Annotated in this window: 20 protein-coding genes; 12 read left to right on the forward strand and 8 right to left on the reverse strand. The window is 63.7% G+C overall.

The genetic code is table 11. The features are described from left to right. Window positions 1-2 precede the first annotated feature (2 nt). The 7 genes from AC097A_RS00590 to AC097A_RS00620 are packed head-to-tail and all read left to right on the forward strand — an operon-like array spanning window position 3 to window position 8375. Window positions 3-1409, forward strand: a complete 1407-nt coding sequence (locus tag AC097A_RS00590) for a TRAP transporter large permease (RefSeq protein WP_105259471.1) — start codon at window positions 3-5, stop codon at window positions 1407-1409. Continuing rightward, window positions 1406-2929 (forward strand): UxaA family hydrolase, encoded by a 1524-nt coding sequence (locus tag AC097A_RS00595; protein WP_479619374.1) that lies wholly within the window; start codon window positions 1406-1408, stop codon window positions 2927-2929. Before AC097A_RS00590 ends, AC097A_RS00595 begins: the two co-directional genes overlap by 4 nt. 18 nt (window positions 2930-2947) lie before the next feature. Continuing rightward, the gene (manD, locus tag AC097A_RS00600; protein ID WP_315495075.1) at window positions 2948-4159 is read left to right on the forward strand and encodes a D-mannonate dehydratase ManD; all 1212 of its coding nucleotides are present in this window, start codon (window positions 2948-2950) and stop codon (window positions 4157-4159) included. 8 nt (window positions 4160-4167) lie between these two features. Continuing rightward, the gene (locus AC097A_RS00605) at window positions 4168-5676 is read left to right on the forward strand and encodes a mannitol dehydrogenase family protein (protein ID WP_479619375.1); all 1509 of its coding nucleotides are present in this window, start codon (window positions 4168-4170) and stop codon (window positions 5674-5676) included. After that, window positions 5673-6632, forward strand: a complete 960-nt coding sequence (locus AC097A_RS00610; RefSeq protein WP_479619376.1) for a sugar kinase — start codon at window positions 5673-5675, stop codon at window positions 6630-6632. Before AC097A_RS00605 ends, AC097A_RS00610 begins: the two co-directional genes overlap by 4 nt. A 16-nt stretch (window positions 6633-6648) precedes the next feature. After that, entirely contained in the window at window positions 6649-7656 is a 1008-nt protein-coding gene (locus AC097A_RS00615) for an alcohol dehydrogenase catalytic domain-containing protein (RefSeq protein ID WP_315478229.1), read from the forward strand. Next, entirely contained in the window at window positions 7650-8375 is a 726-nt protein-coding gene (locus AC097A_RS00620; protein WP_479619377.1) for a YceI family protein, read from the forward strand. The genes AC097A_RS00615 and AC097A_RS00620 overlap by 7 nt, the downstream gene beginning before the upstream one ends. On the opposite strand, the gene AC097A_RS00625 is transcribed toward AC097A_RS00620, so the two are convergent. The 7 genes from AC097A_RS00625 to AC097A_RS00655 form a co-directional block, all read right to left on the reverse strand. After that, complete coding sequence (locus tag AC097A_RS00625) at window positions 8372-9205, reverse strand: siderophore-interacting protein (protein WP_479619378.1); 834 nt, start codon at window positions 9203-9205, stop codon at window positions 8372-8374. The genes AC097A_RS00620 and AC097A_RS00625 overlap by 4 nt on opposite strands. Further along, on the reverse strand, window positions 9205-9789 hold the full coding sequence (locus tag AC097A_RS00630; protein WP_236635161.1) for a PadR family transcriptional regulator: 585 nt from the start codon (window positions 9787-9789) through the stop codon (window positions 9205-9207). The genes AC097A_RS00625 and AC097A_RS00630 overlap by 1 nt, the downstream gene beginning before the upstream one ends. A gap of 196 nt (window positions 9790-9985) precedes the next feature. Beyond that, complete coding sequence (locus AC097A_RS00635; protein WP_479619379.1) at window positions 9986-11197, reverse strand: VWA domain-containing protein; 1212 nt, start codon at window positions 11195-11197, stop codon at window positions 9986-9988. After that, window positions 11194-13527: a DUF5682 family protein gene (locus tag AC097A_RS00640; RefSeq protein WP_479619380.1), complete on the reverse strand. Its 2334-nt coding sequence runs from the start codon at window positions 13525-13527 to the stop codon at window positions 11194-11196. Before AC097A_RS00640 ends, AC097A_RS00635 begins: the two co-directional genes overlap by 4 nt. Before the next feature lie 22 nt (window positions 13528-13549). Beyond that, a complete protein-coding gene (locus AC097A_RS00645) occupies window positions 13550-14629 on the reverse strand; it encodes an ATP-binding protein (protein ID WP_105259481.1) in 1080 nt (359 codons plus the stop codon). Then, on the reverse strand, window positions 14626-16233 hold the full coding sequence (locus tag AC097A_RS00650) for a DUF5691 domain-containing protein (protein WP_479619381.1): 1608 nt from the start codon (window positions 16231-16233) through the stop codon (window positions 14626-14628). The genes AC097A_RS00645 and AC097A_RS00650 overlap by 4 nt, the downstream gene beginning before the upstream one ends. Continuing rightward, window positions 16230-17591, reverse strand: coding sequence for an SWIM zinc finger family protein (locus tag AC097A_RS00655; protein ID WP_479619382.1), 1362 nt, complete (start codon window positions 17589-17591; stop codon window positions 16230-16232). The genes AC097A_RS00650 and AC097A_RS00655 overlap by 4 nt, the downstream gene beginning before the upstream one ends. A gap of 560 nt (window positions 17592-18151) precedes the next feature. Between AC097A_RS00655 and AC097A_RS00660 the strand changes: the two genes are divergently transcribed. The 4 genes from AC097A_RS00660 to AC097A_RS00675 all read left to right on the forward strand — a co-directional run bounded on the left by AC097A_RS00660 (window position 18152) and on the right by AC097A_RS00675 (window position 22551). Then, the gene (locus AC097A_RS00660) at window positions 18152-20509 is read left to right on the forward strand and encodes a TonB-dependent hemoglobin/transferrin/lactoferrin family receptor (RefSeq protein WP_479619383.1); all 2358 of its coding nucleotides are present in this window, start codon (window positions 18152-18154) and stop codon (window positions 20507-20509) included. Window positions 20510-20548: 39 nt separating this feature from the next. Then, window positions 20549-21088: an EF-hand domain-containing protein gene (locus AC097A_RS00665; protein ID WP_236635164.1), complete on the forward strand. Its 540-nt coding sequence runs from the start codon at window positions 20549-20551 to the stop codon at window positions 21086-21088. Then, window positions 21085-21663: a DUF2271 domain-containing protein gene (locus tag AC097A_RS00670; RefSeq protein ID WP_479619384.1), complete on the forward strand. Its 579-nt coding sequence runs from the start codon at window positions 21085-21087 to the stop codon at window positions 21661-21663. The genes AC097A_RS00665 and AC097A_RS00670 overlap by 4 nt, the downstream gene beginning before the upstream one ends. 78 nt (window positions 21664-21741) lie before the next feature. Further along, window positions 21742-22551: a DUF4198 domain-containing protein gene (locus AC097A_RS00675; protein WP_161499860.1), complete on the forward strand. Its 810-nt coding sequence runs from the start codon at window positions 21742-21744 to the stop codon at window positions 22549-22551. Window positions 22552-22576: 25 nt separating this feature from the next. Here the strand turns inward: AC097A_RS00675 and AC097A_RS00680 are convergent, their stop codons facing one another. Further along, window positions 22577-23911 (reverse strand): MFS transporter, encoded by a 1335-nt coding sequence (locus AC097A_RS00680; RefSeq protein ID WP_315478241.1) that lies wholly within the window; start codon window positions 23909-23911, stop codon window positions 22577-22579. 320 nt (window positions 23912-24231) lie between these two features. Here AC097A_RS00680 and cyoA point away from each other — a divergent pair, with 320 nt between their 5' ends. Next, entirely contained in the window at window positions 24232-25287 is a 1056-nt protein-coding gene (cyoA, locus tag AC097A_RS00685; protein ID WP_315495061.1) for a ubiquinol oxidase subunit II, read from the forward strand. The last annotated feature ends 4 nt before the right edge of the window (window positions 25288-25291 follow it).

A 25291-nucleotide genomic window follows, 5' to 3' on the forward strand; every position in this document is an offset into this window, starting at 1 on the left:
CCATGTTGATCCTGATTGTTTCCTTTTTGGGGCTGATGCTGTGTGGCCTGCCCGTGGCAGTGGCCATGGCGGGTGGCTCGCTCATCTACATCCTGGTCTCGGGCAGCGTGCCCGATATTGTGCTGGCGCAGCGCATGATTGCGGGCATAGAGTCCTTCCCGCTGCTGGCCGTGCCCTTCTTCATTTTGGCGGGCAACCTGATGAACGTGGCCGGCATCACCGGCCGCATCTACAACTTTGCCGTGGCCCTGGTGGGCTGGATGAAAGGCGGCCTGGGCCAGGTCAACATCGTCGGCTCCGTGGTGTTTTCGGGCATGTCCGGCACGGCCATTGCCGATGCCGCAGGCTTGGGCTCGATCGAGATCAAGGCGATGAAAGAGCATGGTTACAGCACCGAGTTTGCCGTGGGCGTGACCGCGGCCTCGGCCACGCTGGGCCCCATCTTTCCGCCCTCTCTGCCCTTTGTGATCTACGGCATGATGGCCAACGTCTCCATCGGCGCCCTGTTTGTGGCTGGCATCTTGCCCGGCCTGTTCATGACCGGATTGATGATGGTGACCGTGGCCTACTTTGCCCGCCGCAATGGCTGGGGCGGCGACGTCGCTTTCCACTGGGGTCGCCTGGGCGGTGCCACGCTGGAGATTCTGGTGGTGCTGGCCTTCCCCATGGCGGTGTGGCTGGCGGTGAAAGCCGGGGCCTCGGTCAACCTGGCTGCGGGCAGTGCCTTTGTGGCGCTGCTGCTACTGGACTGGCGCTTCAACTTCTCGGCTGTGCTGGCCCTCATGGCGCCAGTGATCCTGATTGGTGGCATGACCATGGGCTGGTTCACGCCCACCGAAGCCGCCGTGGCCGCCGTCATCTGGGCGCTGTTTCTGGGCCTGGTGCGCTACCGCTCCATGAGCATCCGCACGCTGGCGCAGGCCACGTTTGAGACGATTGAAACCACCGCCTCGGTGCTTTTCATCGTCACGGCTGCGTCCATCTTTGCCTGGCTGCTCACCACCACCCAAGCGGCACAGGCCCTGGCCGACTGGATTCTGTCCATCACCGACAACAAGTGGGTGTTTCTGCTGCTGGCCAACCTGCTGATCCTGTTTGTGGGCTGCTTCATCGACACCATTGCCGCCATCACCATCCTGGTGCCCATCTTGCTGCCCATCGTGCTCAAGCTGGGCATCGACCCGGTCCACTTCGGCCTAATCATGACGCTGAACCTGATGGTGGGGCTGCTGCATCCGCCGCTGGGCATGGTGTTGTTTGTGCTGGCGCGCATCTCCAAACTGTCGGTGGAGCGCACCACCATGGCCATCCTGCCCTGGCTGATTCCGCTGATGCTGGCGCTGGTGGCCATCACCTACATTCCGGCACTCACGCTGTGGCTGCCACAGCAGATGGGCCTGATCAAATGAACCCGGTGATTCGTATCCATCCGGCCGACGATGTGGTCATCGCCCGGCAGCAGTTGCTGGGCGGCACCCGCATCGAGTCCGAAGGCATCACCGTGTCAGGCCTGATTCCGCCGGGCCACAAAGTTGCAGTACGTGCCATCGCACCGGGCGAACCGGTACGGCGTTACAACCAGATCATTGGCACGGCCACGCAGGCCATCGCACCTGGCCAGCACGTACACACCCACAACCTGGCCTTCAGCCGCTTTGACCGTGGCCACACCGTGGGTGGAGATGTGCGGCCCGTGGCCTATGTGGACACCCCGGCCACCTTTGACGGCATCAAGCGACCCGACGGACGGGTGGCCACGCGCAACTACATTGGCGTGCTGACCAGCGTGAACTGCTCGGCCACCGTGGCGCGCGCCATTGCCGACCACTTCCGCCGCGACATCCACCCCGAAGCCCTGGCCGCCTTCTCCCAGGTGGACGGTATCGTGGCCCTGACTCATGGTGCCGGCTGCGCCACCGACAGCGAGGGCGAAGGCCTGCAGGTGCTGCGTCGCACGCTGGCGGGGTATGCCCGCCACGCCAACTTTGCCGCCGTGATTGTGGTGGGTCTCGGTTGTGAGACCAACCAGATCCAGGGCCTGTTGGCGCAGGAAGGCTTGCGCGAAGGAGCCAAGCTGGTGACCTTCAGCATCCAGGACACGGGTGGCACGGCCAAGAGCGTGGCGCGTGGCATTGAGGTGGTGAGGCAGTTGCTGCCCGAGGCCAATGCCGTGCAGCGTGAACCCGTACCGGCCAGCCATCTCATCGTCGGGCTGCAATGCGGCGGCTCGGACGGCTACTCCGGCATCAGCGCCAACCCTGGCCTGGGCGCGGCGGTGGACCTGGTGGTGCGCCACGGTGGCACTGCGGTGCTGTCCGAGACGCCGGAAATTTATGGCGGCGAACATTTGCTGCTGCAGCGTGCCGTGTCGCAAGCCGTGGCCGATAAGCTGGAGGCCCGCCTGCAGTGGTGGACCGACTACTGCGCCCGCCACCATGCCGAGATGGACAACAACCCGTCTGCGGGCAACAAGGCCGGCGGGCTGACCACCATCCTGGAGAAATCACTGGGTGCCATCGCCAAAGGTGGCACCACGCCCATGGTGGACGTGTACGAGTACGCCCAACCCATCACGGCACGAGGTTTTGTCTACATGGACACCCCGGGCTACGACCCGGTGTCGGCCACCGGCCAGGTGGCGGGTGGCGCCAACCTCATTTGTTTTACCACCGGCCGCGGTTCTGCCTACGGCTGCGCGCCCTCGCCTTCACTCAAGCTGGCCACCAACAACGCGCTGTGGGCCAAGCAAGAGGAAGACATGGACATCAACTGCGGCACCGTCATCGACGGTAGCGAGAGCGTGGAGCAGTTGGGCGAGCGCATCTTCCAGGAGATGCTGGCTGCCGCCTCTGGCCGCAAGACCAAGAGCGAGCTGCACGGCTACGGCCAAAACGAATTTGTACCCTGGGCGCTAGGCGCCGTGATGTAAACCCATTTATCTACCACCATGAAAATCACCTCCGCCAAAGTCATCATCTGCGCGCCCAGCCGCAACTTTGTCACCCTCAAGATTGAAACCGACGAAGGCCTGACCGGCATTGGCGACGCCACGCTCAATGGCCGCGAACTGGCCGTGGCCAGCTACCTGACCGAACACGTCATTCCCTGCCTGATAGGCCGCGACCCGCAGCAGATCGAAGACATCTGGCAGTACCTTTACAAGGGTGCGTACTGGCGCCGCGGCCCGGTCACCATGAGCGCGATTGCCGGGGTGGACACAGCGCTGTGGGACATCAAGGCCAAGGCTGCCAACATGCCGCTCTACCAATTGCTAGGTGGCAAGAGCCGCACCGGCGTCATGGTCTACGGCCACGCCAATGGCAAAGACATCACCCAGACCGTGGAAGAAGTGTTGCGCTACAAGGAGATGGGCTACAAGGCCATACGCGCGCAGAGTGGCGTGCCGGGCCTGGAGAAGGTGTATGGCGTGGGCCGCGGCACCATGTTTTACGAACCCGCCGATGCCGACCTGCCCAGCGAACACGACTGGTCTACCGAGAAGTACCTGCGCCACACGCCCGAGTTGTTTGACAAAGTGCGCGCCGCCGTAGGGCCAGACATCCACCTGCTGCACGATGTGCATCACCGCCTCACCCCCATCGAGGCCGGCCGCCTGGGCAAAGACCTGGAACCCTACCGCCTGTTCTGGATGGAAGACGCCACCCCCGCTGAGAACCAGGAGGCCTTCCGCCTCATTCGCCAGCACACCACCACGCCGCTGGCGGTGGGCGAGATTTTCAACACCATCTGGGACTGCAAGGACCTGATCGAGAACCAGCTGATCGACTACATCCGCACCACCGTGGTCCATGCCGGCGGCATCACCCACCTGCGCCGCATTGCGGACTTGGCCGCGCTCTACCAAGTGCGCACCGGCTCGCACGGCGCCACCGATTTGTCACCTGTGTGCATGGGCGCTGCGCTCAACTTCGACCTGTGGGTGCCCAACTTTGGCATCCAGGAATACATGCGCCACACGGATGAGACGGATGCCGTGTTCCCCCACGCCTACAGCTTTAAAGACGGCTACATGCACCCCGGCGAGGCCCCCGGCCATGGCGTAACGATTGACGAGGAGCTGGCCGCCAAGTACCCCTACAAACGCGCCTACCTGCCGGTCAACCGCCTGCAACACGATGGCACGCTGACCAACTGGTGATAGTGGATATGCAACGTTTGAATGACAACACGGTAGGCGCCCTACCCGCCGCCGTGGCCCGACCGACCTATGACCGCCAAGCGCTGAAAACCGGCATCGTCCACCTCGGGATTGGCGCTTTCATGCGCGCCCACATGGCAGCGGCCACCGAGGCTGCAATTGGCGCGGGCGACTTGCGCTGGGGCATGGTGGGTGTGTCGCTGCGCCAAGCCGATACCCGCGATGCCCTCGCGCCGCAGGATGGTCTGTACACGCTGGCGATTCGTGATGCAGATGCGCAAGGCCAGCCCCGCCAGCGCCTGCAAGTCATAGGCGCCGTACGCAGCCTGCTGGTCGCACCCGAAAATCCGCAAGCGGTGCTGAACGCCATTGCTGCCCCCGACACCCGCATCGTGAGCCTGACCGTGACCGAAAAAGGCTACTGCCACGACCCGGCCACCGGTACGCTGCGCCTGGACCACCCGGACATCGTGCACGACCTGGCCCACCCGCTTGTCGCCCGCTCCGCCATCGGCATGCTGGTCTACGGCCTGCAGCTGCGCCACGCCCGCGGCCACAGTCCGCTCACGCTGATGTCGTTGGACAACCTGCCGGCCAATGGGCGCGTGCTGCGTGCCGCAGTACTGCGGTTTGCTGAAGAAATTGATAGCACGCTGCGCATATGGATAGAGGGCCAATGCCGTTTTCCATGCTCCATGGTGGACCGCATCGTGCCTAAAACCACTGATGCGGACCGCGAGACGGTCAGCGCCGCCTTGGGCTGCGTGGATGCCTGGCCCGTGCTCGGGGAGCCGTTTTTTGACTGGGCGATTGAAGACGAATTTGCTGCCGACCGCCCCGACTGGACACTGGGCGGCGCACGCTTTGTGCCGGACGCCGAGCCTTTTGAAAAACTCAAGCTGCGCATGGTGAACGGCACCCACTCCAGCCTGGCCTACCTGGGCGCCATGGCGGGCTGGCAAACGGTGGACAAAGCGATTGGGCAGCCCGCGTTGCGCATGCACATCGAAGCGCTGATGCGCGACGAGATTGAACCCACGCTGCCTGCACTGCCGGGCCTGGACGTGGCGGCCTACCGCCACAACCTGCTGGCCCGCTACGCCAACCCAGCGCTGGCCCACCGCACGCATCAGATCGCCATGGACGGCTCACAAAAGCTACCGCAGCGCCTGCTGGGCACACTGCGCGACCGCCTGGCGCGAGGTCTCCCGATCACACGCATGGCCCTGGGTCTGGCCGCGTGGATGCACTACCTGCGTGGCGTGGACGAGCTGGGCCAGAGTTACCGGATTGATGACCCGCACGCGGCGGCGCTCACCGCGCTGCACCAGCAGTCGCTGGCTCTCGGTGTAAATACGCAAACCGTGCAGGCCATGCTGGCCTATGCGCCAGTGTTTGGCGATCTGGCGGGCCATGCAGCGCTCACGGCCGCGCTGGTGCCCTTGCTGCAATCACTGCAAACACAAGGCGTGGCCTCCACACTGGAAGCGGTGAACCGTGGGGAGTTGGCGGCATGAGCACCATGCCCGAAGCCCTGGACGTTCTGTCCATGGGCGAAACCATGGCGCTGCTGGTGGCACAAGAGCCCGGCCCGCTGGCCGAGGTGCAGAGCTTCAGCAAACGGATTGCCGGGGCCGACACCAACGTGGCCATTGGCTTGGCGCGCCTAGGCTTCAAGGTGGGCTGGGTGAGCCGCCTCGGGGCGGATTCGTTTGGCAGCTATGTGCGCAAAACAATAGAGGCTGAGGGTGTAGACACCTCGCAGGTCGAGACCGACCCACAGCGCTCCACCGGCTTCATGCTCAAGTCACGCAGTGTGGACGGCAGTGACCCCGCCATCGAGTACTACCGCCGCGGCTCGGCCGCCAGCCAACTCAGCGTGGCGCACCTGAAAACCGACTACGCGCTGCGCGCACGCCATGTGCACACCACCGGCATCACACCGGCCCTGTCGCCCGCCGCCCGCGAGCTGGTAGCCCACGCCATGTTGACCTTGCGTGCCGCGGGCCGCAGCGTGTCGTTTGACCCCAACCTGCGCCCCAGCCTGTGGCCCGATGTGGCCACCATGCGCAACACCCTCAACGACCTGGCCCGCCACGCGGACTGGGTGCTGCCGGGCATTGAAGAAGGCCGGCTGCTGACCGGCCAAACCACCCCGGCCGACATTGCCGCGTGGTACCTGGACCGGGGCGCCAAGGCGGTGGTCATCAAACAAGGCGCTGAAGGCGCCTACTTCCGCACGGCCACTGACGAGCAGGGCCTGGTGCCCGGCGTACCCGTACCGGTGGTGGTGGACACCGTGGGCGCTGGTGACGCGTTTGCCGTGGGCATCATCAGTGCACAGCTCGAAGGGCTGGCTTGGTCGCAGGCCGTGCGCCGCGCCAACTGGATTGCCTCGCGCGCGCTGCAGGTGGTCGGCGACATGGAAGGCCTGCCGACCCGCGCTGAACTCCGCGCACAGAATTTGGAATGAACCTAAGGAACCCGTCATGCTGACCGTTGTTTGCGAAACCCCCGGCACCCTGCGTGCCCACGACCGCCCCCTGCCGGAGCGTGCTGCCGACGACGTGCTGCTGCGCGTCAAGCGCGTGGGCGTGTGCGGCACTGACCTGCATATCTTCACCGGCAACCAGCCCTACCTGAGCTACCCGCGCGTGATGGGGCATGAGCTCTCCGGCGTGGTGGAAACCGCACCTGCAGGCAGTGCCCTGCAATCCGGCGACACGGTGTATGTGATGCCCTACCTCTCATGCGGCACCTGCATTGCGTGCAGGGCCGGCAAAACCAATTGCTGCACCCGCATCCAGGTACTGGGCGTGCACACCGATGGCGCATTCACCGAGTACCTGTGCGTGCCCCAGCAGTTTGTGCACAAGGCCGAGGGCGTGTCGCTGGACCAGGCCGCCATGGTGGAGTTTCTGTCCATTGGAGCGCACGCGGTGCGCCGCAGCGGCGTGCAGGCCGGCCAGCGGGTGCTGGTGGTGGGCGCGGGGCCGATTGGCATGGCGGCCATGATTTTTGCGCAGCTGCGCGGTGCCACCGTCACCGCGCTGGATGGGCGCCAGGACCGGCTGGACTTTTGCACCCAGTCCCTGGGCGTCAGCACCGGCGTTGCACTGGGCGACACCGACGAAGCGCAACTGGCGGCACTGACCAACAACGAGTTTTATGACGTGGTGTTTGACGCCACTGGCAACCCCAAGGCGATGGAGCGCGGCTTCAAATTTGTGGCGCATGGTGGTACGTATGTTCTGATCTCGGTGGTGGGTGCGAACATCACCTTCTCCGACCCCGAATTCCACAAACGCGAAATGACACTGATGGGCAGCCGTAATGCCACCGCCGAAGATTTTGAAACCGTGCTGAACGCCATGCGTGCCGGGCAGATTCCACAGTCACTGAACACCCACCGCCTGACCCTGGCCGAAGTACCCACCAAGTTTCAGGACCTGCTGGACCCCAAGGCGGGTGTGATCAAGGCGATTGTGGAGTGCTGAGCCAAGGGAAGCGCCTCTGGCTGCCAGCCACACTGCTGGCGTGCATCGCCATGCTGGTGGGGTGCACGGCTGCCGCCACGGGGCCTGGCCCCGGTGAAACGGTAGCGTCCCCCGCAGCGGTACAGGCCACACCGGCATCGCCGTCAGCAACACGCTACCGGCTAGACCCCGCGGCCTCCACCCTGCACATCCTGGTCTACCGCGGCGGCCCCATGGCGCGGCTGGGGCACAACCATGTGGTGAGTTCGAAAAACCTGCGTGGCAGTGTCTGGCAAGGGCCCAGCCTAGAGAGTGCGGGCTTCGACATCACCGTGCCGGTGAACGATCTGGTGATGGACGACAACGACGCCCGTGCCGCCGAGGGCGAGGACTTTCCGCTCAATGTGAGTGAAGATGCCAAACAAGGCACCAAGGCCAATATGCTGCGCGACACCTTGCTGGACGGCGCGCGTTACCCGGAAATTCGCATCACCTCAGTACGCGTGCAGGGCGACGCCCATGCGCCCGTGGTCATCGCCGCGCTGCGCATCCGGGACCAGACCCGGCAGGTCACCGTGCCGGTAACGCTGCAGACCACCGATGGTGGCCTGCGAGTCGTCGGCAGGTTCGAGGTCAAACAAAGCGACTTCGGCATCACCCCACTCAGCATTGCCATGGGGGCGCTGCTGGTGGTGGATGCCGTCACCATCAAGTTTGATTTGCTGGCGCGGACGGATTAGAGCGACTCGTGCGCATCCGCGCTCCCGCGGCGCCAGTAACTGGAGGCGCGGATACACTGGGGGTTAGCCTGGCACTCGGTCGTCAGGTAAGCACGCAAAGCCTTGGCCTGCGTGGACTCGCAAGCAATCCAGGAATGGAACACACCCGCTGGCATGGCGGTGCGGCGCAGTGCATCGAGCAAGGGCAACGCGCCCGCGCCACGGCGGTGCACCCACTGCACGCGCAGCGCGGCGGCGCTGGGCAACGCAATCTGGTCGTCCGGGCCTTCCACTTCAATCAGCACCTCGGCACGCGCGCCTACGGGCAGCTCGGCCAATCGGCGGGCGATGGCAGGCAAGGCGGTGTCATCACCGACCAGCAAATGCCAGTCAAACCCTGTGGGCACGATGAGTGAGCCGCGCGGGCCACCCACGCCCAGCGTCTGACCCACCTGCGCCTGCGCCGCCCATTCGGTGGCCGGGCCGCCGGGCTGGTGCAGCGCAAAGTCAATCTGCAATGTGTGGGCCACCGGGTCAAAGTGGTGCGGCGTGTAGTCACGCATGGTGGGGCGCGTGCCCTCGGGCCACACCGGGCCTTCGGGCCCGACGGTGGGCAAGGCCAATGCCCCCGTCACCGGGTCGGGAAAGAAGAGTTTGACGTGGTCATCAAAGCCCAGACTCACAAAACCGTCAAGGTCATCACCCGCCAAGGTGATTCGTACCAGGTGGGACGTGAGACGCTCGACTTGGCTGACCTGCAACTGGCGAAAGCGCAAGGGGTGGCGCACACGCTGGGCGACCAGTTCAGGCCTGGACTCGGTGGTGGAAGGGGTTTCAGGCAAGGTTGGCATCAGATTTTCTCCAGCTCTTGGGCCGCATGGTCCAGCACCGCGGCAAAGGCATTGGCCTGCTCAACCGTCAGCGCTTCGCGCGAGAGGCGCATGCGCATGGCCAGCTTCAGGTTCTCGATGGCGCGCATCACCTGGGGTGGCCGCCCGCCACGGGCCCCGGCACCGTCCACGCCGCCATTCAGGCGGGCCAGCATGGCATCCACCAGGGTGCGGTTCTCTTCCAGAAAGGCTTTACCCGCGTCAGTGATGGCGTAGCGTTTACGTCCGCCCACATCAGCCGTTTCGCTTTGCAGGTAACCCTGCTCCTCCAGCAGGGTCAGTGTGGGGTAGACCGTGCCCGGGCTTGGGCTGTAGCTGCCGCCTAGGCGGTCTTCGATGAGTTTGATGAGTTCGTAGCCGTGGCTGGGTTTGTCGCTGATGAGCTGCAGCAGCACAAAGCGCAGACCGCCGTGGCTGAAGATGCGGCCGCCGCCGCGGCGGCCCTGCATCTCGTCACCATGCCGCCCCCCGCGCCCGCCGCCCATGGCATCGCCGTGCTCGCCAGAGCGCATGTGGTAACCGAAGTGTTGATGATGGCTTCGCATGTATTTTTCCTTATTTAGATTCAATTATGATATATCTAAATGCAATCTAAATAAAGTCCAAACTGACACTTTACATACCGTTTACGCCAGCCTCTTGCCTCGCCCTGACAACTTTTGTGTGTCACGCGCCGCCCGATGCGGCGCGATGTCAACACTGACAAAGGCACCGTGTCGGCGCTGGGCAAACCATGCCCACCTACCCCGGCGGCCGACTCGTTTTGATCCCCTGCCCCGCCGCCCACGCGCCTACATCGTCGCGCCGGATGGCGGCTGCCATCAGGCCGGGGAAGGCATCGGGTGTACAGGCAAAGCTGGGCACGCCCAAAGCAGCCAATTTGGCGGCCAACTCGCGGTCGTACGACGGCGCACCTTCGTCGCTCAGGGCCAGCAGCGTGATGAACTGCACACCGGCCTCCACCAGTTCTTGCGCGCGGCGCAGCAGGCCGGCTTCGACACCGCCCTCAAACAGGTCGGAGATCAGCACCAGGATGGTGTTGCGTGGCTCCTGGATGAGGCTTTGGCAGTAGCCGACCGCACCGTTGATGTCGGTGCCGCCGCCCAGTTGCACGCCAAACAGCAGGTCCACCGGGTCGTCGAGCTTCTCGGTCATGTCGACCACCACGGTGTCAAATACCACCAGCTTGGTGGCCACGGCCGGCAGGCTGGCCATGACCGCGCCAAAGATGCTGGAGTAGACCACCGACGCGGCCATGGAGCCGCTTTGGTCTATGCACAAAATCACCTCGCGCTGGGGGCGGCGCGCCTTGCGGCCGTAGCCCACCAGCGTTTGCGGAACGATGGTGCGGAGGCTGGGCTGCCAGTGTTGCAGGTTGGCACGTATGGTGCGGTTCCAGTCGATCTCGGCATGGCGCGGGCGGCGGTTGCGCTGGCTGCGGTTCAGCGCCCCGCTGACGGCGCTGCGCATGGGCTCTTGCAGGCGCTCCAGCAGTTGATCCACCACTTTGCGCACCACCTGGCGGGCAGTGTCCTTGGTGGCGTCAGGGATCACGCCTGACAGCGCCACCAGGTTAGCCACCAGGTGCACATCGGCATGGGCGGTTTCCAGCATTTCGGGTTGCAGCAGCATCTCGCGCAGGTTGAGACGCTGCATGGCGTCGTGCTGCATGATTTGCACTACCGAGCTGGGGAAGTATTTGCGGATATCACCCAACCAGCGCGCCACGCTGGGCGACGAGTTGCCACGCCCGCCCTTGCGCTTGCCCAGGCCGTTGGCGCCTTCGGGTTCGTACAAGGCGGCCAGCGCCTGGTCCATCTCGCGCAGGGTGCCACCGGCCGCGCCGCAGCTGGCATCGGCCTCGCCACCCAGCACCAGGCGCCAGCGTTGCAGGCGGTCGGTGAGCTCTATGGGCTCGGCCGGGGTGGGATCGGAATCAGTAGGTGCAGTCATGCGGGAAGCCCTAACAACAAACGCAAGGTGGGCACCGGTAGCGCAGCGCGCACCGCATCGCCATCGCTGACCGCAACCACTGGCACCGCCTTGACGCCATGCGCCGCTCGCGCACCCAGCTCACGCCGCTCCGATTGCGAAAAGTTGGCAAAGCTGCGGCGCAGCAGGGGCACCACTTGCAGAAAATGCGCGTCCGCCAGTTCGGCCAACCACGCGTCCACCAAACTCCACACGGCGGCATCGTGCAGCAGCACCATGGCGTTGCGGTTCAAAAAGCCGTCCAGCCACTGCGCGGCTTCCAAGGGCAAGGCCCCGGCAGACTGATTGCGCGACAGCTGCACGGCGGCTTGGGCCTGGTCGATGTGGCCAGCATCCAGCAGCAAACGGCAACACAGGCCGCGCAGCAGCGCATGGCAAGCGTCGCCCACGGCGATTTGGTGCAGCGCCTGTTGCCAGACTTGCGAGGGCTCCGCGCTATCGCGCAGCCCCACTGCGTCGTGTGCGGGCAGCAGGGTGTCGCGCAGCGTCTCGGCAGCGCTGTCGTCCAGGCTGTGGCAGGCCAGCGGCAGGCCGATGGCACCGCGGGTGATCAGACCGTCCAGAATTTTTGCCAGCAAATCGCCGTCCATCTGGCGCACGCTGCCGTAGCGGAACACGCGAGCCAGTGGCGGCACGGCGCTGATAAGTTGCACGGCATCGCCGGTGATGGCGGCCTGGGTCTGCAAGGCGTGGCTGACGGCCTGCACCGCCGTACCCAGGTCAGCCAGCAATACCGTGTCCACCAACTCGGCCAAAGCATCCAGGCGGGTCAGGCTGGCGCATTGCTCGGCGACACAGGCATTGGCCGCCAGTTCCACCGTGGGGCCAAAACGTGTGGCTTCGATAATGCGCAGCGCAAACTCAGGTTGCCATTGCAGGCGCCAAGTTTCGCGGAAGGTACCGCGGTTGGCGCGGTCACTGCGGGCGGGCTCACCCCAGCGTATGCCCAGCAGCCGCAAGCGGTGCAGCAGGTGGCTGCGGGCCAGGTCGTTGGCATTGCGCAAGTCCAGGTCCAGCGTGCGCTCCAGCGCTTCGGGCTTCAAGCGCAGGCTTTTTTGCGCCTGTTCGATGTCGCGTTGCAGCGGCACGGCGGGCACTTCGGGCGGCACCTGGCCCATGCGGTCGCTGACCGTGAGCGCGCGGTGGATCAGCTCCAGCGGTGCGGACGCACCCATGCAGATCACGGTGCGCACGGCCTCGTTCAACTCTTCCAAGCCAGGCTCGGCACGGCCACGCAGTGCGGCCAGCGTGTCGGACAAGCGCGAGGCTTCGATGATGTGGGCCGATGAACAATCCAATTGGTGCTCACGCAACAACCGGGCCACACGGGCCAGCCAGCCGCTGGCGCGCGAGGCCACGGCAGGCGAAGCCGCGACATCACTGCCGCCCTGGCTGCGTTGCCACAGGTAGTCGTACCAACCTGGGGAATTGACCCCGGCACCATAACCGCTGGCCCAGGTCAGGTGGCGATAGGTCCAGGGCACCCAGGTGGCGCTGACCTTGATCTTAGGCAGGCCCTTGAGCAGGGCAGCATCGGCCTTGACCGTGTGTTTGGCTTGCAAGGCCGGCACATGCCAGGCCCCACAGACCACGGCAATGCGGGCGTGGCCCTGGCCCACGGCCTCGCGGATGCACTGGCGCATATGGGCTTCGCGCTGCATTTCGCGTTCGGCGGCGCGCGGGCCACGCGCGTCGTCCGGCCACTCTTCGCGCAGGGCGGCCATGGCTTCATGGATGGCCGCAAACAGGTCTTCGCTGTCACCGCGCTCTTCGACAATGTGGTTCCACCAGCTCTCGCCATCGGCAAAACCGGCGGCATGGGCCAGCGCGTCCATGGGGTCGTGGTGCTGCGGGAACACAGCCGCCATAGCAGATTCCAAGCCTTTTTCGGCATCAGCCCGCGTCACATCTGCGCCGACAGCTATCTTTTCAATAGCATCTTCTTTCTCACGGTGCAGCTTGTCTTGTGCCAGACGCACCGCTTGCGGCAAGTCGATAAAGCGGGTGGGAATGCCGCGCTGCACACCGTGTTGCAGCGCCTGCCACTCGGGGGAGAATTCTGCAAAGGGGTAAAAGGCCGAGGCGTGGGTGTCGTCCGGGCTGTGCACCAGCAGGGCCACCGGTGGGCACAGGCCGGCATGGGTCACAAAGGGCAACAAGGCGTCGGCATCGGGCGGGCCTTCTATCAGCAGGCAATCGGGTTGCAGCACGGTCAGCGCGGCGTGCAGGCTGCGGGCGCAACCCGGGCCGTGATGGCGTATGCCGAAGTAGTGAACAGTGGAATCTGCCATCACGCAATGTAGTGCGGGGTGCTCACAACTGCTCGCGGCAGGCGCGGTACAGCTCTTTCCAATCGCTACGCTCTTTCACCACGGTCTCCAGGTATTCCTTCCAGACCACCTGGTCTTGCACCGGGTCTTTGACGATGGCGCCCAGCAGGCCCGACGCAATGTCGTGTGCGTGTAACACGCCATCACCAAAATGCCCGGCCAGCGCCATGCCGCTGTTGATGACGGAGATGGCCTCCGCAGTAGACAGTGTGGAGGTGGGCGACTTGATGCGGGTCTTGCCATCGGCCGTCAATCCATTGCGCAACTCGCGGAAGATTTGCACTACCCGGCGGATTTCTTTCAGCGCCGGCGGCTCGGCGGGCAGCTCCAGCGCACGGCCCAGCTCGGCCACGCGTTTGGCGACGATGCGCACCTCTTCGTCTTCGGTATCGGGCACCGGCAGCACCACGGTGTTGAAGCGGCGCTTGAGCGCGCTGGACAACTCGTTTACGCCTTTGTCGCGGTTGTTGGCAGTGGCTATCACCGAGAAGCCGCGCGTGGCCTGCACCTCGCTGCCCAGCTCGGGGATAGGCATGGTTTTTTCGGACAACACGGTGATCAACGCGTCTTGCACATCGGCGGGGATGCGGGTCAGCTCCTCAATACGGGCGATCTTGCCCAAGCGCATAGCGTTGACCAGCGGGCTGGGCACCAAGGCCTTGTCGGACGGGCCGTTGGCCAGTAGCTCGGCGTAGTTCCAGCCGTAACGCAACTGCTCTTCGCTGGTGCCGGCCGTGCCCTGGATCAGCATCGTCGAGTCCCCACTGACGGCGGCGGCCAGATGTTCGGACACCCACGACTTGGCAGTGCCCGGCACACCATACAACAGCAACGCGCGGTCGGTGGCGAGCGTAGAGACGGCGATCTCCATCAGGCGCTGGTTGCCAATGTATTTGGGTGTGACCTCAAAACCGTTGTCGAGCTTGCCACCCATGAGATAGGTCACCACCGCCCAGGGCGACAGCTTCCAGTTGGTGGGGCGCTGGCGCTTGTCGACCTGTTGCAGATTGGCCAGCTCTTCGGCAAATTGTTGTTCGGCGTGTTGGCGTAGGACTTGGCTCATGGTGTGGGGGCTTCCGTAGAGGTTGCTTCAGACAGATGGATCAATTGCTGGCGGCTGTGGAGCACCTGCTCCAGCAGGGTCAGGGCTTCGGACAAGGATGTGGTCTCTTCGGCGCTACGGGGCAGGTTCGCCAGCTTGGGCAGCGCCTGCGGGTGCAGCGCACAGGCGAGGTCGGGCAATTGGTTGCGCAGGCTGTAGTCATTGACCAGCGCGCCCTGGTTTATGTGCTGGCGCAGCAGTTGCGCCAGCCGCTCGGACACGGCCTGGCCCAGGTGGGCGTGCGGCGCACAACCGTCCAGGCACGACACGGCCACGTCATGCAGGTTGGTCGATGCGGCCAACTGTGCCAGGTGGTGTTGCTCGCGCTGCTGTGGCGCCAACAGCGCCAGCAGGGACGAGCGGCCATCCCAGCGCGCGGCCGGTGCACTGTCCAGCAGGGCCTGCGCCCAGGCGGCGTCAGGCTGCCACAACATGGCGTGGTGCCAGCCGCGCAGCAGCGCGTCATTCCAATCACCGGCCTTGGCCAGCGCCAGCACGCCTGCGGGGGTGAAGCCGGTGTGTTGGGTCCACCAAACCAATGGCGTGCGGCTGGTCAGTTGGAACAACAACCAGGCACGTTCACCCAAGGGTTCGTACTTGGGGCGCTCGGGCTCCAACTGGTCGGCCTTCCAATCGGCCTCGGCTTGGTTGGGGGCCCGCACGGTCCAGCGGGGCTCGGCGCCGGACAAGACGCGGCCCAGCAAACGCCCGACCAATCCCGGCTCCGCCTGTTCACTCAACACCAAGGCTTGCATACGCGCCACCGTGCGCTGGCTGTACGCGCTGCTGGGCAATGCCGCCAACAAATCGGCGGCGGTGCGGCGTACGTCTATCGCGCGGTCTTTGAGTTGCAGGCTCAGAAAGGCTTCGTCATCGGCACACAGGCCCACCTGCAGCGTGGCAATCAGTGCGGCGCGGTCTTTGGCGGCCAGGCTTTCCCAATCCGCCTGCAAACGTTCGCGGGCCGCTGTGGGTGCGCTGGTGCGCTCGGTGCGCAACACGGCGCAGCGCTGCTCCAGGCTGCCGTGTGCCCAATGCGTCTGGGTGTCCGCTTGCTCTTGCGCGCCACAGGCATAGGCCCATTCGGGGTTCTGCTGGGCCAGCCAACGGCCACGCTCACCCAACACGGGCAGCAGGTGGGTGCGCAATGCAACGCTCTGGCGCCCGGCGTGTAACAACACTGGCAGCAGGGCGGGCGGTGCGCGCAGGCCTGCGGTGTCCATGGAAAACAAGACCTGGTGTTGCAATCGTTGCGGGCCCAAGTTAATGGCCTGAGCCAGTAACTGGCTCCAGGCCGCGTTGGCCGGCGTGCGTGACTCGGGGGCTGCCGGAGCGATGGGGGCAAGTTCCGTAGCGGGAGCCTTCCAACCCGCGCGCTGGCACACGGCCTTGGCACCGGCCAGGCGCAACAGTAGGCCGGGTGTATCGGGTGCGGTTTGCGCATGGGCCTCGCGCAGCATTTGCGCCACGGGGTCGCCCTCACCTTCTTGCGCATGGGTAGGCAAGGTCCAAGGCCGCTCGGCCCCAACCAACGCAGCCTGCAACAACGCGTTCCAGTCGTTCATACGTTGTCTCCCACCACGCCAGTCGCAGCCCAACGGTCAACGTCGGACCATGCGGTCAAAGGCCGCAACAGTTCCCCGGTCCACTCACCAAAAATAGATATCGGCCCACCGGCGGCCATGGCCATCAGTTGCCAAGCATCTGCCTCGCTGATGGCCAGTGGTATGGCACGCGCATCGGACCATAACCACCACGGGTTTTCGGCGTCCGCCGTGTACTGCAGCTGCACGGCGTCCAGCCACAACGGCCAGCTCTGTGCCCAGGGGTTGGCAGCCATGCGTGTAGCCAGAGCGGTCCATTCGGTGGCACTGGATGGCGCCTGCGGCAGGGGCGCGGCTTCATCGGGCACAGGGCTGCTCTCGGCCAGCAGCGCGCGCAGCGGATCGGCGCTGGGGTAAAAGGCCAGCGTGCCACGGTGCGGCACACCCACGCTCCAGACCTGCTCAAACGCCTTGCCTGCAAATGAAAAGTCCACCAGCAGCGCGCGGCGCTGGCTGCGTGCGCCCTGCAACCAGACACGCCGCTCGGTAAGGCGCGCCTCGCGCTCCACCAGCACCTGAGCCAGCACCTGCCAGTGGTCGGTGACGCGCTCGCCGCTGGCCAAAATATCATCGCGCTCAATCGGCCAGCCCAGTGCCTGGCGCAGATCGGCTTGTAGTTCGGGCGTCAGACGTGCGCTCTGGGCCACGGCGTCCACCAGCAACTGCAAATTGCCCAGACGGCCCAGCAGGCGTGCGGGCCAATCACGCCCCTGCCCCACCACCGCAAAAGCCTGCATCACGCGCTGGCCCAGCCCAGGGGCTTGTGCATCCACCATGCGCGCGGCCACCGTGGCCCACGCAGGCCCATCACTGTCGGACACCGCCGCCAAACCCTTGCGGCTGGTGTCGTCCAACCACAGCGCCAGCTCTTGCGCACCGGCAGCCATGCGCTGCACACGCTGGGCCTCGCGCTTGGCGCTGGCAGCGGGGTCAGCAACCACCAGTGGTGCGGAGGCTTTGGCTTCTTTTTTCTCGGCCCGCTCTTGGCGCGATGCCAGCCATTCATTGACCCAGGCAGGCTCAGCGGCGGTAAAACTCTGCGGGGTCTGCGCCTGCAACAACAGCAAGGCCAGGCCATGTTTGCACGGGAACTTGCGGCTGGGGCAACTGCAGCGAAACGTAGGCCCCGCGCCCGACACGTCCACCTGCGTTTGGTAGGGCTTGCTGCCACTGCCCTGGCACTCACCCCACACCGCCGCGTCGCTAGCCCCCAACATTGGCCACTTGGCCGGTGCCATCAGGCCGCGCGCGGCCTTGGTCGATGCGTCGTCGGGCGACAAAGCCGCTACCGCATCTGCAGTCAGAGGGATACGGCTCATGCAGTGGTGACCCATTGCATGGTGGCAGCGCTAGGTGCGGGCAAGAGAAGATGGGCAGTTGGAGCGAACAATCGCACGGGCAGATTCCATAGAACTCGACACTCGAATATATCGACAAATGAAACGCCCCCAGAGCGCGGCAATACCTCCGCCAATCCGTGAGTCGTGCCCGTGCTACTGAGTGCATTTTTAGCATCAAAAGTGCCTCCAGCCCTTTTGAAATATGCGCAAACAGCTACTAAATTCATAGCGAATATCACTCTATTTCGCCACTACTTTTGGTACCACTCTACGTCTGCCCCACTGCACAAATAGGCACTCTGAGCGCCTACCGCGGCGCCAGGCGCCAACCTCTAAGGGCGCGGTAAAAAAATGTAGGGCCAAGACAAAAGGCATTTTTACTGGTGTACTATCGCCGCCAATCTAAATGCGAATCGTTCTTAATATCAATTAAGACAATTTTGCTGCCGCAGTACCCAGGAAGTAACGCAGGCCCCCAGCGATGGGCTTTTTCCAGCACGTATGGCGGCACCACCAGTTCATAACAAGGAGTGACGTCGATGGATTTTTTTCGCAACAGCCCTGAAACAAGCGCGCGCAAAACACGCTTGATGCAATTGCCCAAGCAGCGCCTGTTGGTGACGGCTATTCAGGCGGCTTTGATGGGTGCGCTGCCGACCATGGCGTGGGCACAGACAAGCGAAGAGCCAGTACAGGCCAATGCCGTGCGCTCGCTACAGCAAGTGGAAGTCACCGCCGAAAGCGAAGCTTCACACCGCAAGCCCGGCGCCAACACCACCGTAGACGGTGATCAGCTGGAGCGGGCGAACAGCCTGGAGGATGTCGTGCGTTACCAGCCCCTGGTTTCTGCCCCTGGCGTGGCCACCGGTGCAAGCCGCAACAAAAGCAGCTTCGACCGCAGTGGCACCACGGGGTACAACATCCGCGGGGTGGAGGGCAACCGTATTGGCATGGACATTGACGGCGTGGAAATGCCCAGCGCTACCACACGGCCGTATGTAAGCCGCGTGGGGGTCAATACGTTTGGAGTCGGCCGCGATTTCATGGATCCGGAAATGTACGGCTCGGCCGAAATCGACTCCGGCACCACCGCAGCACGCCGCAATGCAGGTGGCATTGGTGGTGCGGTGGGTTTCCGCAGCAAGTCTCCCGAGCTCTACCTCACGGGCGACACATCGTCCTACTTCAGCGGCAAGACGGGCTATGACTCAGCGGACCGTTCGTGGAACGAAAGCATCACGGCGGCAGGCCGCGCAGGAAGGTACGACGGCCTGATCGCCTACTCCCGCAGGGATGGCCACGCCAGCAGCAACAACAGCAGCACCGTGGAAAGCGCTCCCAACGACTGGAACTCTAACGCGCTGCTGCTCAAGGGCGGTGTTCAGGTGGATGCGGAAAACCACCTGTCGCTGTCGGCCGACATGTACCGGCGCAAGAACCAGTCACAGTTTGCCGGGTGGAACAACGCGGGTACCGCCATCACCGAGCGCTCTGCCCAGGACAGCAGCACCGGGCGCAACACCCTCCAGCTCAGCCACCAATGGACGCCCAGCAACGCGTTTGCAGACCGCGTCGATACGCGGCTGTACTTGCAGGACACGTCCACCAACGATGTGACCGATACCACCACCTTGTCAAATGGCTCTACCGTGCGCAATGTGTCGGGTACCAAGACACACAGCTGGGGGCTATCTACCTCAGCCGACAAGCGAATTGGCAGCCACAAGCTGAGCGCGGGCCTGAACGCCTCGATCGAAGAGTCCGAACGCCCCTGGATGGTCTCGGCTTACATGAAGCCCCAGCCGGACACCACCACCTACCGCCAGGGCGTCTTCGTACAGGACGAGATCAGTTTCACCGTTGGTGGCAAACGCTTGGCCGTAACCCCGGCACTGCGGTTGGACCGGGTGGAAACCCAGTCGCGCAACCTGCAGGACTTTGTATCAGGTGCACTGACGCAGGCAGACGCCATCCGCATCTATGGCAGCCCCTCGGTGAACACCATCGCCAGCCCCAGCCTGAGCATGGTGTATGACCTGACACCCGAATTCAGCGCTTATGCACAGTACAAGCGCGGCGGACGTGCGGCATCCGCAGGTGAAGTTTTTGGTTCCTGGAACATGAATTCCACCCTGTACGCACTGATTGGCAACCGCGACCTCAAGGCGGAGACCAGCGACACCGTGGACTTTGGACTGAAAGGATCACCGACCAAGGGCGTCAAGCTCAACACCTCGGTCTTCTACACCAAGTACAAGGACTTTATTGCCTACACGCGCTACACGCGGGCGGCCAGCCCGTACATGTTCACCAACGTGCCCAGCAACCTCAGCATCATTTACCAGGCCGAGAACCGCGACGAAGCCAGCATCTACGGCTTTGACATCAGCACCCGCTTGGAGCACGGCGTCTGGTCGCCGGGCCTGCAGGGGCTCTACAGCACCTGGGCACTGGGCGTGAGCAAGGGCACCTCCAAGTCCTACTACTACGGTGACAAGGAAATCGATCTTGACAGCGTGCAACCTGCCAAGGCAGTCATCGGCGTGGGCTTTGACGCGCCCCAGCGGGCCTGGGGCTTGAACCTGACAGGCACCTTTGTAGCGGCCAAACAGGCGGTCGCCACCAACCGTGACACCCTCAATACCACTACGCTGACCGACTCCACCACGCAACTCTTCAACGTCCCCGGTTACGCCGTCTTCGACCTGACTGGCTACTGGCAGATCAACAAGACATGGCGCATGAACGCGGGTGTCTACAACCTAGCCGACAACCGTTACTGGGACTACGCCAGCGCCCGCAACCTGCAACCTGCAATCGCAGCCGATCGTTACGACATGGAGCTGCTGACCAACCCGGGACGCAGCTACGCCGTGTCGCTGGTTGCTACGTTCTGACACCGTTTCATCAACACGCATTTTTTATAGGAGAACCACGTGAACATTACCCTCCCTCAACACCGCAGCCTGCGGACCACCCTGGCACTCACCGGTGTTGCACTTCTGCTGGGGGCCTGCGCAGCACCACAATCCCCAAGCACTGCGGCGGCGCCCGCACAACCCGCTGGTGGCCACGGCCAATCAGCTTTCTTGGGAAGCTACGATGGCAACCGCGACGGCGTGGTGCCACGGGCCGAGTACGACGCCATCCGCAAACAGCGTTTTGAGGCAGGTGACACCAACCGCGATGGCGTCTTGAACGAAGCCGAGTACGTGGCGGAGTTTGAACAGCGCCTGAAACAACAGTACTTCAGCGAAGGGCGCCAGCCTGACAAGGCCTATGAAGGCAGCATCAAGCAGGCCCATGTGCGTTTTGCCATCCTGGACCGTGATCGTGACAGCAAGCTGTCCCGCGAAGAAGACTTGGCAGTGGCGGACAAGACTTTCAAGTCAGCAGACACCAATGGCGACGGTGTGGTTTCCCGCAACGACCCACCCGCAGAGCCCCGTGCCAGCGGTGGCAATGCGGCCCCATGACAATGCAGCTCCCGGCCCCCGTGCCACGCGTGCGCGGCTGGGGGCATGTGATAGCCACCAGCGTGTTGGCACTAGCCCACAGTGCGCCGGCCTCTGCCGCCTCGTTGACGGTGGAGTTGACCCTTCCGGGCGCACAGAGCGGTGCGACGTACTACCGCCCCTACCTGGCAGTCTGGATAGAGAACACGCAGGACCAATCGGTCGCGACTACGCTGGCAGTCTGGTACGACCAGCGTCTGCGCAACGACCTGGGCAAGATGTGGCTACGCAATTTGCGCACCTGGTGGCGTAAGGCGGGCGAGAGCATGGAGCTGCCAGCAGACGGTGTCAGCGGCGCCACGCGCGTGGCGGGCAAGCATCTGCTGCGCTACGAAACCACCCAAGCCAACCTGGCCAAGCTGCCCGCTGGTGACTACAACGTGGCCGTGGAGGTAGCCCGCGAGCAAGGCGGGCGTGAGCTGGTCCGTGCGCCGTTCCATTGGCATGGGGCTTCCGTGCGCGATAGCTTGCAAACCCAAACCCAAGCCCAGGGCAGCGTGGAGTTGGGTGATCTGGTCGTGCGGGTTCTGCCTTGAACGATGGTTTCCCTCCGCACACACGCAATCAACCCAGGGGTGATGCCACCCAATTTTTTTCTTTTTTGTGAGGATTTCATGAACCTGTTTACCGCAATGCTCCGCTCTGGCTCCGGCCTGCTGGGTTCCACCCTTTTGCTCCTGTCTGCAGGTGCGCAAGCGCATATGCCTTACCTCTTGCCCAACGTTTTCGACCTCAACACCCGCAACCACGTGTCGATCATTGCCTCGTTCACGGATGCGCTCTTTGTGCCAGACATCGCCATGAAGTCCGATGCCTATGCCGTCATTACCCCCAGCGGGGAACGCCAGCCCATCACACAAATCCAGTACCTCAAAGACCTGGCTACCTTTGAAGTAGCTACGCGGGAGCCCGGTGTCTACCGCATTACCAGTGGTGAGCGCCTGGGGCGCAAAGCTCGCATGTGGCAGCAGCCGGATGGCGTCTGGAAATTCGTCGATGAGCGGGAGCCAGCACCATCGCATGTGAAGGTCGTGGATGTGCAAAGTGTCACCACAGCCGATGTCTACGTGACCCGTGGCAAGGCCAACCGCACCGCGCTGGCTGCCAACGGCAAAGGCGTGGAGCTCACCTTGCAGACATTGCCCCACGAGATTGTCGCGAAGCAGGCTGCCAAGGCCGAATTGCTATTTGAAGGCAAGGCATTGGCGGATGTGAACGTAGATTTCTACCGCGGCTCGCTGGAAGGGATGAATGCCAAACCAGTGCTGACGGCGCGATCTGATGCGCAGGGCAAGATTGCGTTTACCTTGCCGGACACTGGCACGTATCTGGCCCTGATACGGCACCGCACCGAATCACCCGCCGGTGCAGAAACCGCCTGGCGCAGCTACAGCTACACCCTGACCTTTGCTGTGGTGGAGTGATTGCGCCGATCGCAAGCGCAGAGGGTTAATCCTTGCGCTCAATCAAGCGATTGACGCGCAAGGCCGCCAGCGTACACACCACCCCCGACAGCAGGTACAGCGACACGGCGCCCAAGCCAAATTTGGCAGACAGCCCCAGGGCCACCAAAGGCGCAAACCCGGCCCCCAACAGCCAGGCCAGATCGGCCGACAAGGCGGCCCCGGTGTAACGGTAATGGGCGGAGAAGTTGGCGGTTACGGTGCCCGACGCTTGCCCGTAAGACAGGCCCAGCAGCACAAAGCCCAACAACAAAAACACGTTGTTGCCCAGCACCCCAGCACCCAGCAGCCAAGGTGTAGCGAAGCTGAACACGCCAATCAGCACAGCCATGGCGCCCAACAAGCGGCGGCGGCCCACCCGGTCGGCCAGCCAGCCTGACAGCAGAATGGCCACTGCCGCCAACACCGCCCCGATGATCTGGACCTGCAGCACCTCGGTGAGAGACTGCGTGGAATACATGGCAATCCAGGACAGCGGGAACACCGTTGCCAGATGGAACAACGCGAAGCTGGCCAGGGCCGCAAAGGCGCCCAACAACACGTTGTGGCCTTCGTCGCGCATGACCTGGCTCACGGGCACGGGCTGCAACTCACGCTGTTGCAAGAGCTCGGTATAGGACTGGCCCACCACTAGGCGCAGGCGTGCGAACAAGGCCACCACATTGATGGCAAAGGCCACAAAGAAGGGGTAACGCCAGCCCCAGTTCAAAAACTCCGTGGTGCTGAGACTCGCCAACAAGTAAGCAAACAGACTGGCGGCCAGCACAAAGCCCACCGGCGCCCCCAGTTGCCCAATCATGGCAAACCAGCCGCGCCGGTCTTCGGGCGCACTCATCGCCAGCAATGAGGGCAGGCCATCCCAAGATCCGCCCAGCGCCAGCCCCTGGCCGATACGCAACAACACCAAAGCCACGATGGCGATGTTTCCGACCGACGCATAACTGGGCAAAAAGGCGATACCTGCCGTGCTCACGCCCAGCAGAAACAAGGCCAGCGTCAACTTGGTGCCCCGCCCCCAGCGCCGTTGCACCGCCATGGACAGCGCCGTGCCAATGGGCCGGGCCACAAAGGCCAGAGAGAAGATGGCAAACGCCATCAAGGTTCCGTCCAGCCGGGACAAATAGGGAAACAACAAAGAGGGAAACACCAGCACACAGGCGATGCCGAATACAAAAAAGTCGAAATACTCGGAGGAGCGCCCGATGATCACGCCCACGGCAATTTCACCGGGCGTTACGTCCTCATCGGTATGGGCCCGCGCCAGCGACACCACACTCTCCATGCCGGGCGCAGGCAGTGCTGCAGAACCTTGGCCAACCATATCAAACACTCCTGAATACTGAATAAGCGGCCACGGAATGACCATGGCTGCTTTGTACACCCGCGCCGCCCTCTTTTTTGCCCTCGGTGGGCACAGGAAAACCCTGATGGGCAGAGTTTTTGGATTGATTTTTCACATCGCGGCATAAAACGGCCGGCGCACGGGCCCTAGCGATGTCAACGGGCCGACACAGCCAGCCCAACCCGCCACGCCATTGATCTTGGACAAAATGTCCAATCGACAAATTTGCTAGTCCAGCTACATTGCACCCATCAAGTCAACCGCGTTTACACCTAAGCGCATTCCAGTGCGCCCCTAGCATGCCAAAAACCATGGAACTCCGCAGACCCGCCTGGCTGGCGGCGACCGCCCTGACTGCCGGTCTGACCGGCTGCAGCAAGGCCGTCGTGCTCAACCCGGCCGGCGATATTGCCGCCCAGCAGGGCCAGATGGTGATCACCGCCACTTTGCTGATGCTGATCATCATCGTGCCGGTCATCGCCCTCACCCTGTTTTTTGCCTGGAAGTACCGCCAAGGCAACCCGGAGGCCACCGAAGCTGACTACGACCCCGAGTGGCACCACTCCACCTCGTTGGAACTGGTGATCTGGACCGTGCCGCTGCTCATCATCATTGCGCTGGGTGCACTGACCTGGATCGGCACCCACAAACTGGACCCCTACCGCCCGCTGGACCGCATTGACGCCCAGCGTGCCCTGCCCGCCGACAGCAAACCGCTGGAGGTGTACGTGGTGGCCATGGACTGGAAATGGCTGTTTTTCTACCCCGAGCAAGGTATTGCCACGGTGAACGAGCTGGCTGCCCCGGTGGACCGCCCCATCCTGTTCAAGCTGACGGCCACGTCGACGATGAACGCCTTTTACGTGCCCGACCTGGCCGGCATGATTTACGCCATGCCGGGCATGCAAACCGAGCTGAATGCGGTCATCAACCGTCCCGGCGTGTTCCACGGCATGTCCTCACACTACAGCGGCGCAGGCTTTTCGGGCATGACCTTCAAGTTCCACGGCCTGAGCGAAGACGACTTTGCCCAGTGGGTGAAAAAAGCCAAAACCGAAGGCAAACCGCTGGACCGCAGCACCTACCAAAATCTGGCGAAACCCAGCGAACGGGATCCGGTGCAGCGCTTTGCCAGTGTGGAAGAAGACCTGTACGACAAGGTGCTCAACCGCTGCGTGGAAGACGGCAAGATGTGCATGCACCACATGATGGCCATCGACGCCCAGGGCGGTGACGCCTATGTGCGCTCCGCCGGCCTGAACCTGCCGCAGGACATCTGCACCCCGCAGAACGCGACCCAAGTGGTGGCCGCGCTCGACATTCGCGCCACGCCGCGCGCCAGCATTCGCCAATGAGCAC

It is taken from the genome of Rhodoferax sp. XS2R6 (assembly GCF_056521365.1).

Bases quoted from the DNA above. Each gene is read 5' to 3' on its own strand.
- AC097A_RS00590 (WP_105259471.1), top strand. From the start codon at position 3: ATGTTGATCCTGATTGTTTCCTTTTTGGGGCTGATGCTGTGTGGCCTG.
- AC097A_RS00595 (WP_479619374.1), top strand. From the start codon at position 1,406: ATGAACCCGGTGATTCGTATCCATCCGGCCGACGATGTGGTCATCGCC.
- manD (WP_315495075.1), top strand. From the start codon at position 2,948: ATGAAAATCACCTCCGCCAAAGTCATCATCTGCGCGCCCAGCCGCAAC.
- AC097A_RS00605 (WP_479619375.1), top strand. From the start codon at position 4,168: ATGCAACGTTTGAATGACAACACGGTAGGCGCCCTACCCGCCGCCGTG.
- AC097A_RS00610 (WP_479619376.1), top strand. From the start codon at position 5,673: ATGAGCACCATGCCCGAAGCCCTGGACGTTCTGTCCATGGGCGAAACC.
- AC097A_RS00615 (WP_315478229.1), top strand. From the start codon at position 6,649: ATGCTGACCGTTGTTTGCGAAACCCCCGGCACCCTGCGTGCCCACGAC.
- AC097A_RS00625 (WP_479619378.1), bottom strand. From the start codon at position 9,205: ATGCCAACCTTGCCTGAAACCCCTTCCACCACCGAGTCCAGGCCTGAA.
- AC097A_RS00630 (WP_236635161.1), bottom strand. From the start codon at position 9,789: ATGCGAAGCCATCATCAACACTTCGGTTACCACATGCGCTCTGGCGAG.
- AC097A_RS00635 (WP_479619379.1), bottom strand. From the start codon at position 11,197: ATGACTGCACCTACTGATTCCGATCCCACCCCGGCCGAGCCCATAGAG.
- AC097A_RS00640 (WP_479619380.1), bottom strand. From the start codon at position 13,527: ATGGCAGATTCCACTGTTCACTACTTCGGCATACGCCATCACGGCCCG.
- AC097A_RS00645 (WP_105259481.1), bottom strand. From the start codon at position 14,629: ATGAGCCAAGTCCTACGCCAACACGCCGAACAACAATTTGCCGAAGAG.
- AC097A_RS00650 (WP_479619381.1), bottom strand. From the start codon at position 16,233: ATGAACGACTGGAACGCGTTGTTGCAGGCTGCGTTGGTTGGGGCCGAG.
- AC097A_RS00655 (WP_479619382.1), bottom strand. From the start codon at position 17,591: ATGAGCCGTATCCCTCTGACTGCAGATGCGGTAGCGGCTTTGTCGCCC.
- AC097A_RS00660 (WP_479619383.1), top strand. From the start codon at position 18,152: ATGGATTTTTTTCGCAACAGCCCTGAAACAAGCGCGCGCAAAACACGC.
- AC097A_RS00670 (WP_479619384.1), top strand. From the start codon at position 21,085: ATGACAATGCAGCTCCCGGCCCCCGTGCCACGCGTGCGCGGCTGGGGG.
- AC097A_RS00675 (WP_161499860.1), top strand. From the start codon at position 21,742: ATGAACCTGTTTACCGCAATGCTCCGCTCTGGCTCCGGCCTGCTGGGT.
- AC097A_RS00680 (WP_315478241.1), bottom strand. From the start codon at position 23,911: ATGGTTGGCCAAGGTTCTGCAGCACTGCCTGCGCCCGGCATGGAGAGT.
- cyoA (WP_315495061.1), top strand. From the start codon at position 24,232: ATGCCAAAAACCATGGAACTCCGCAGACCCGCCTGGCTGGCGGCGACC.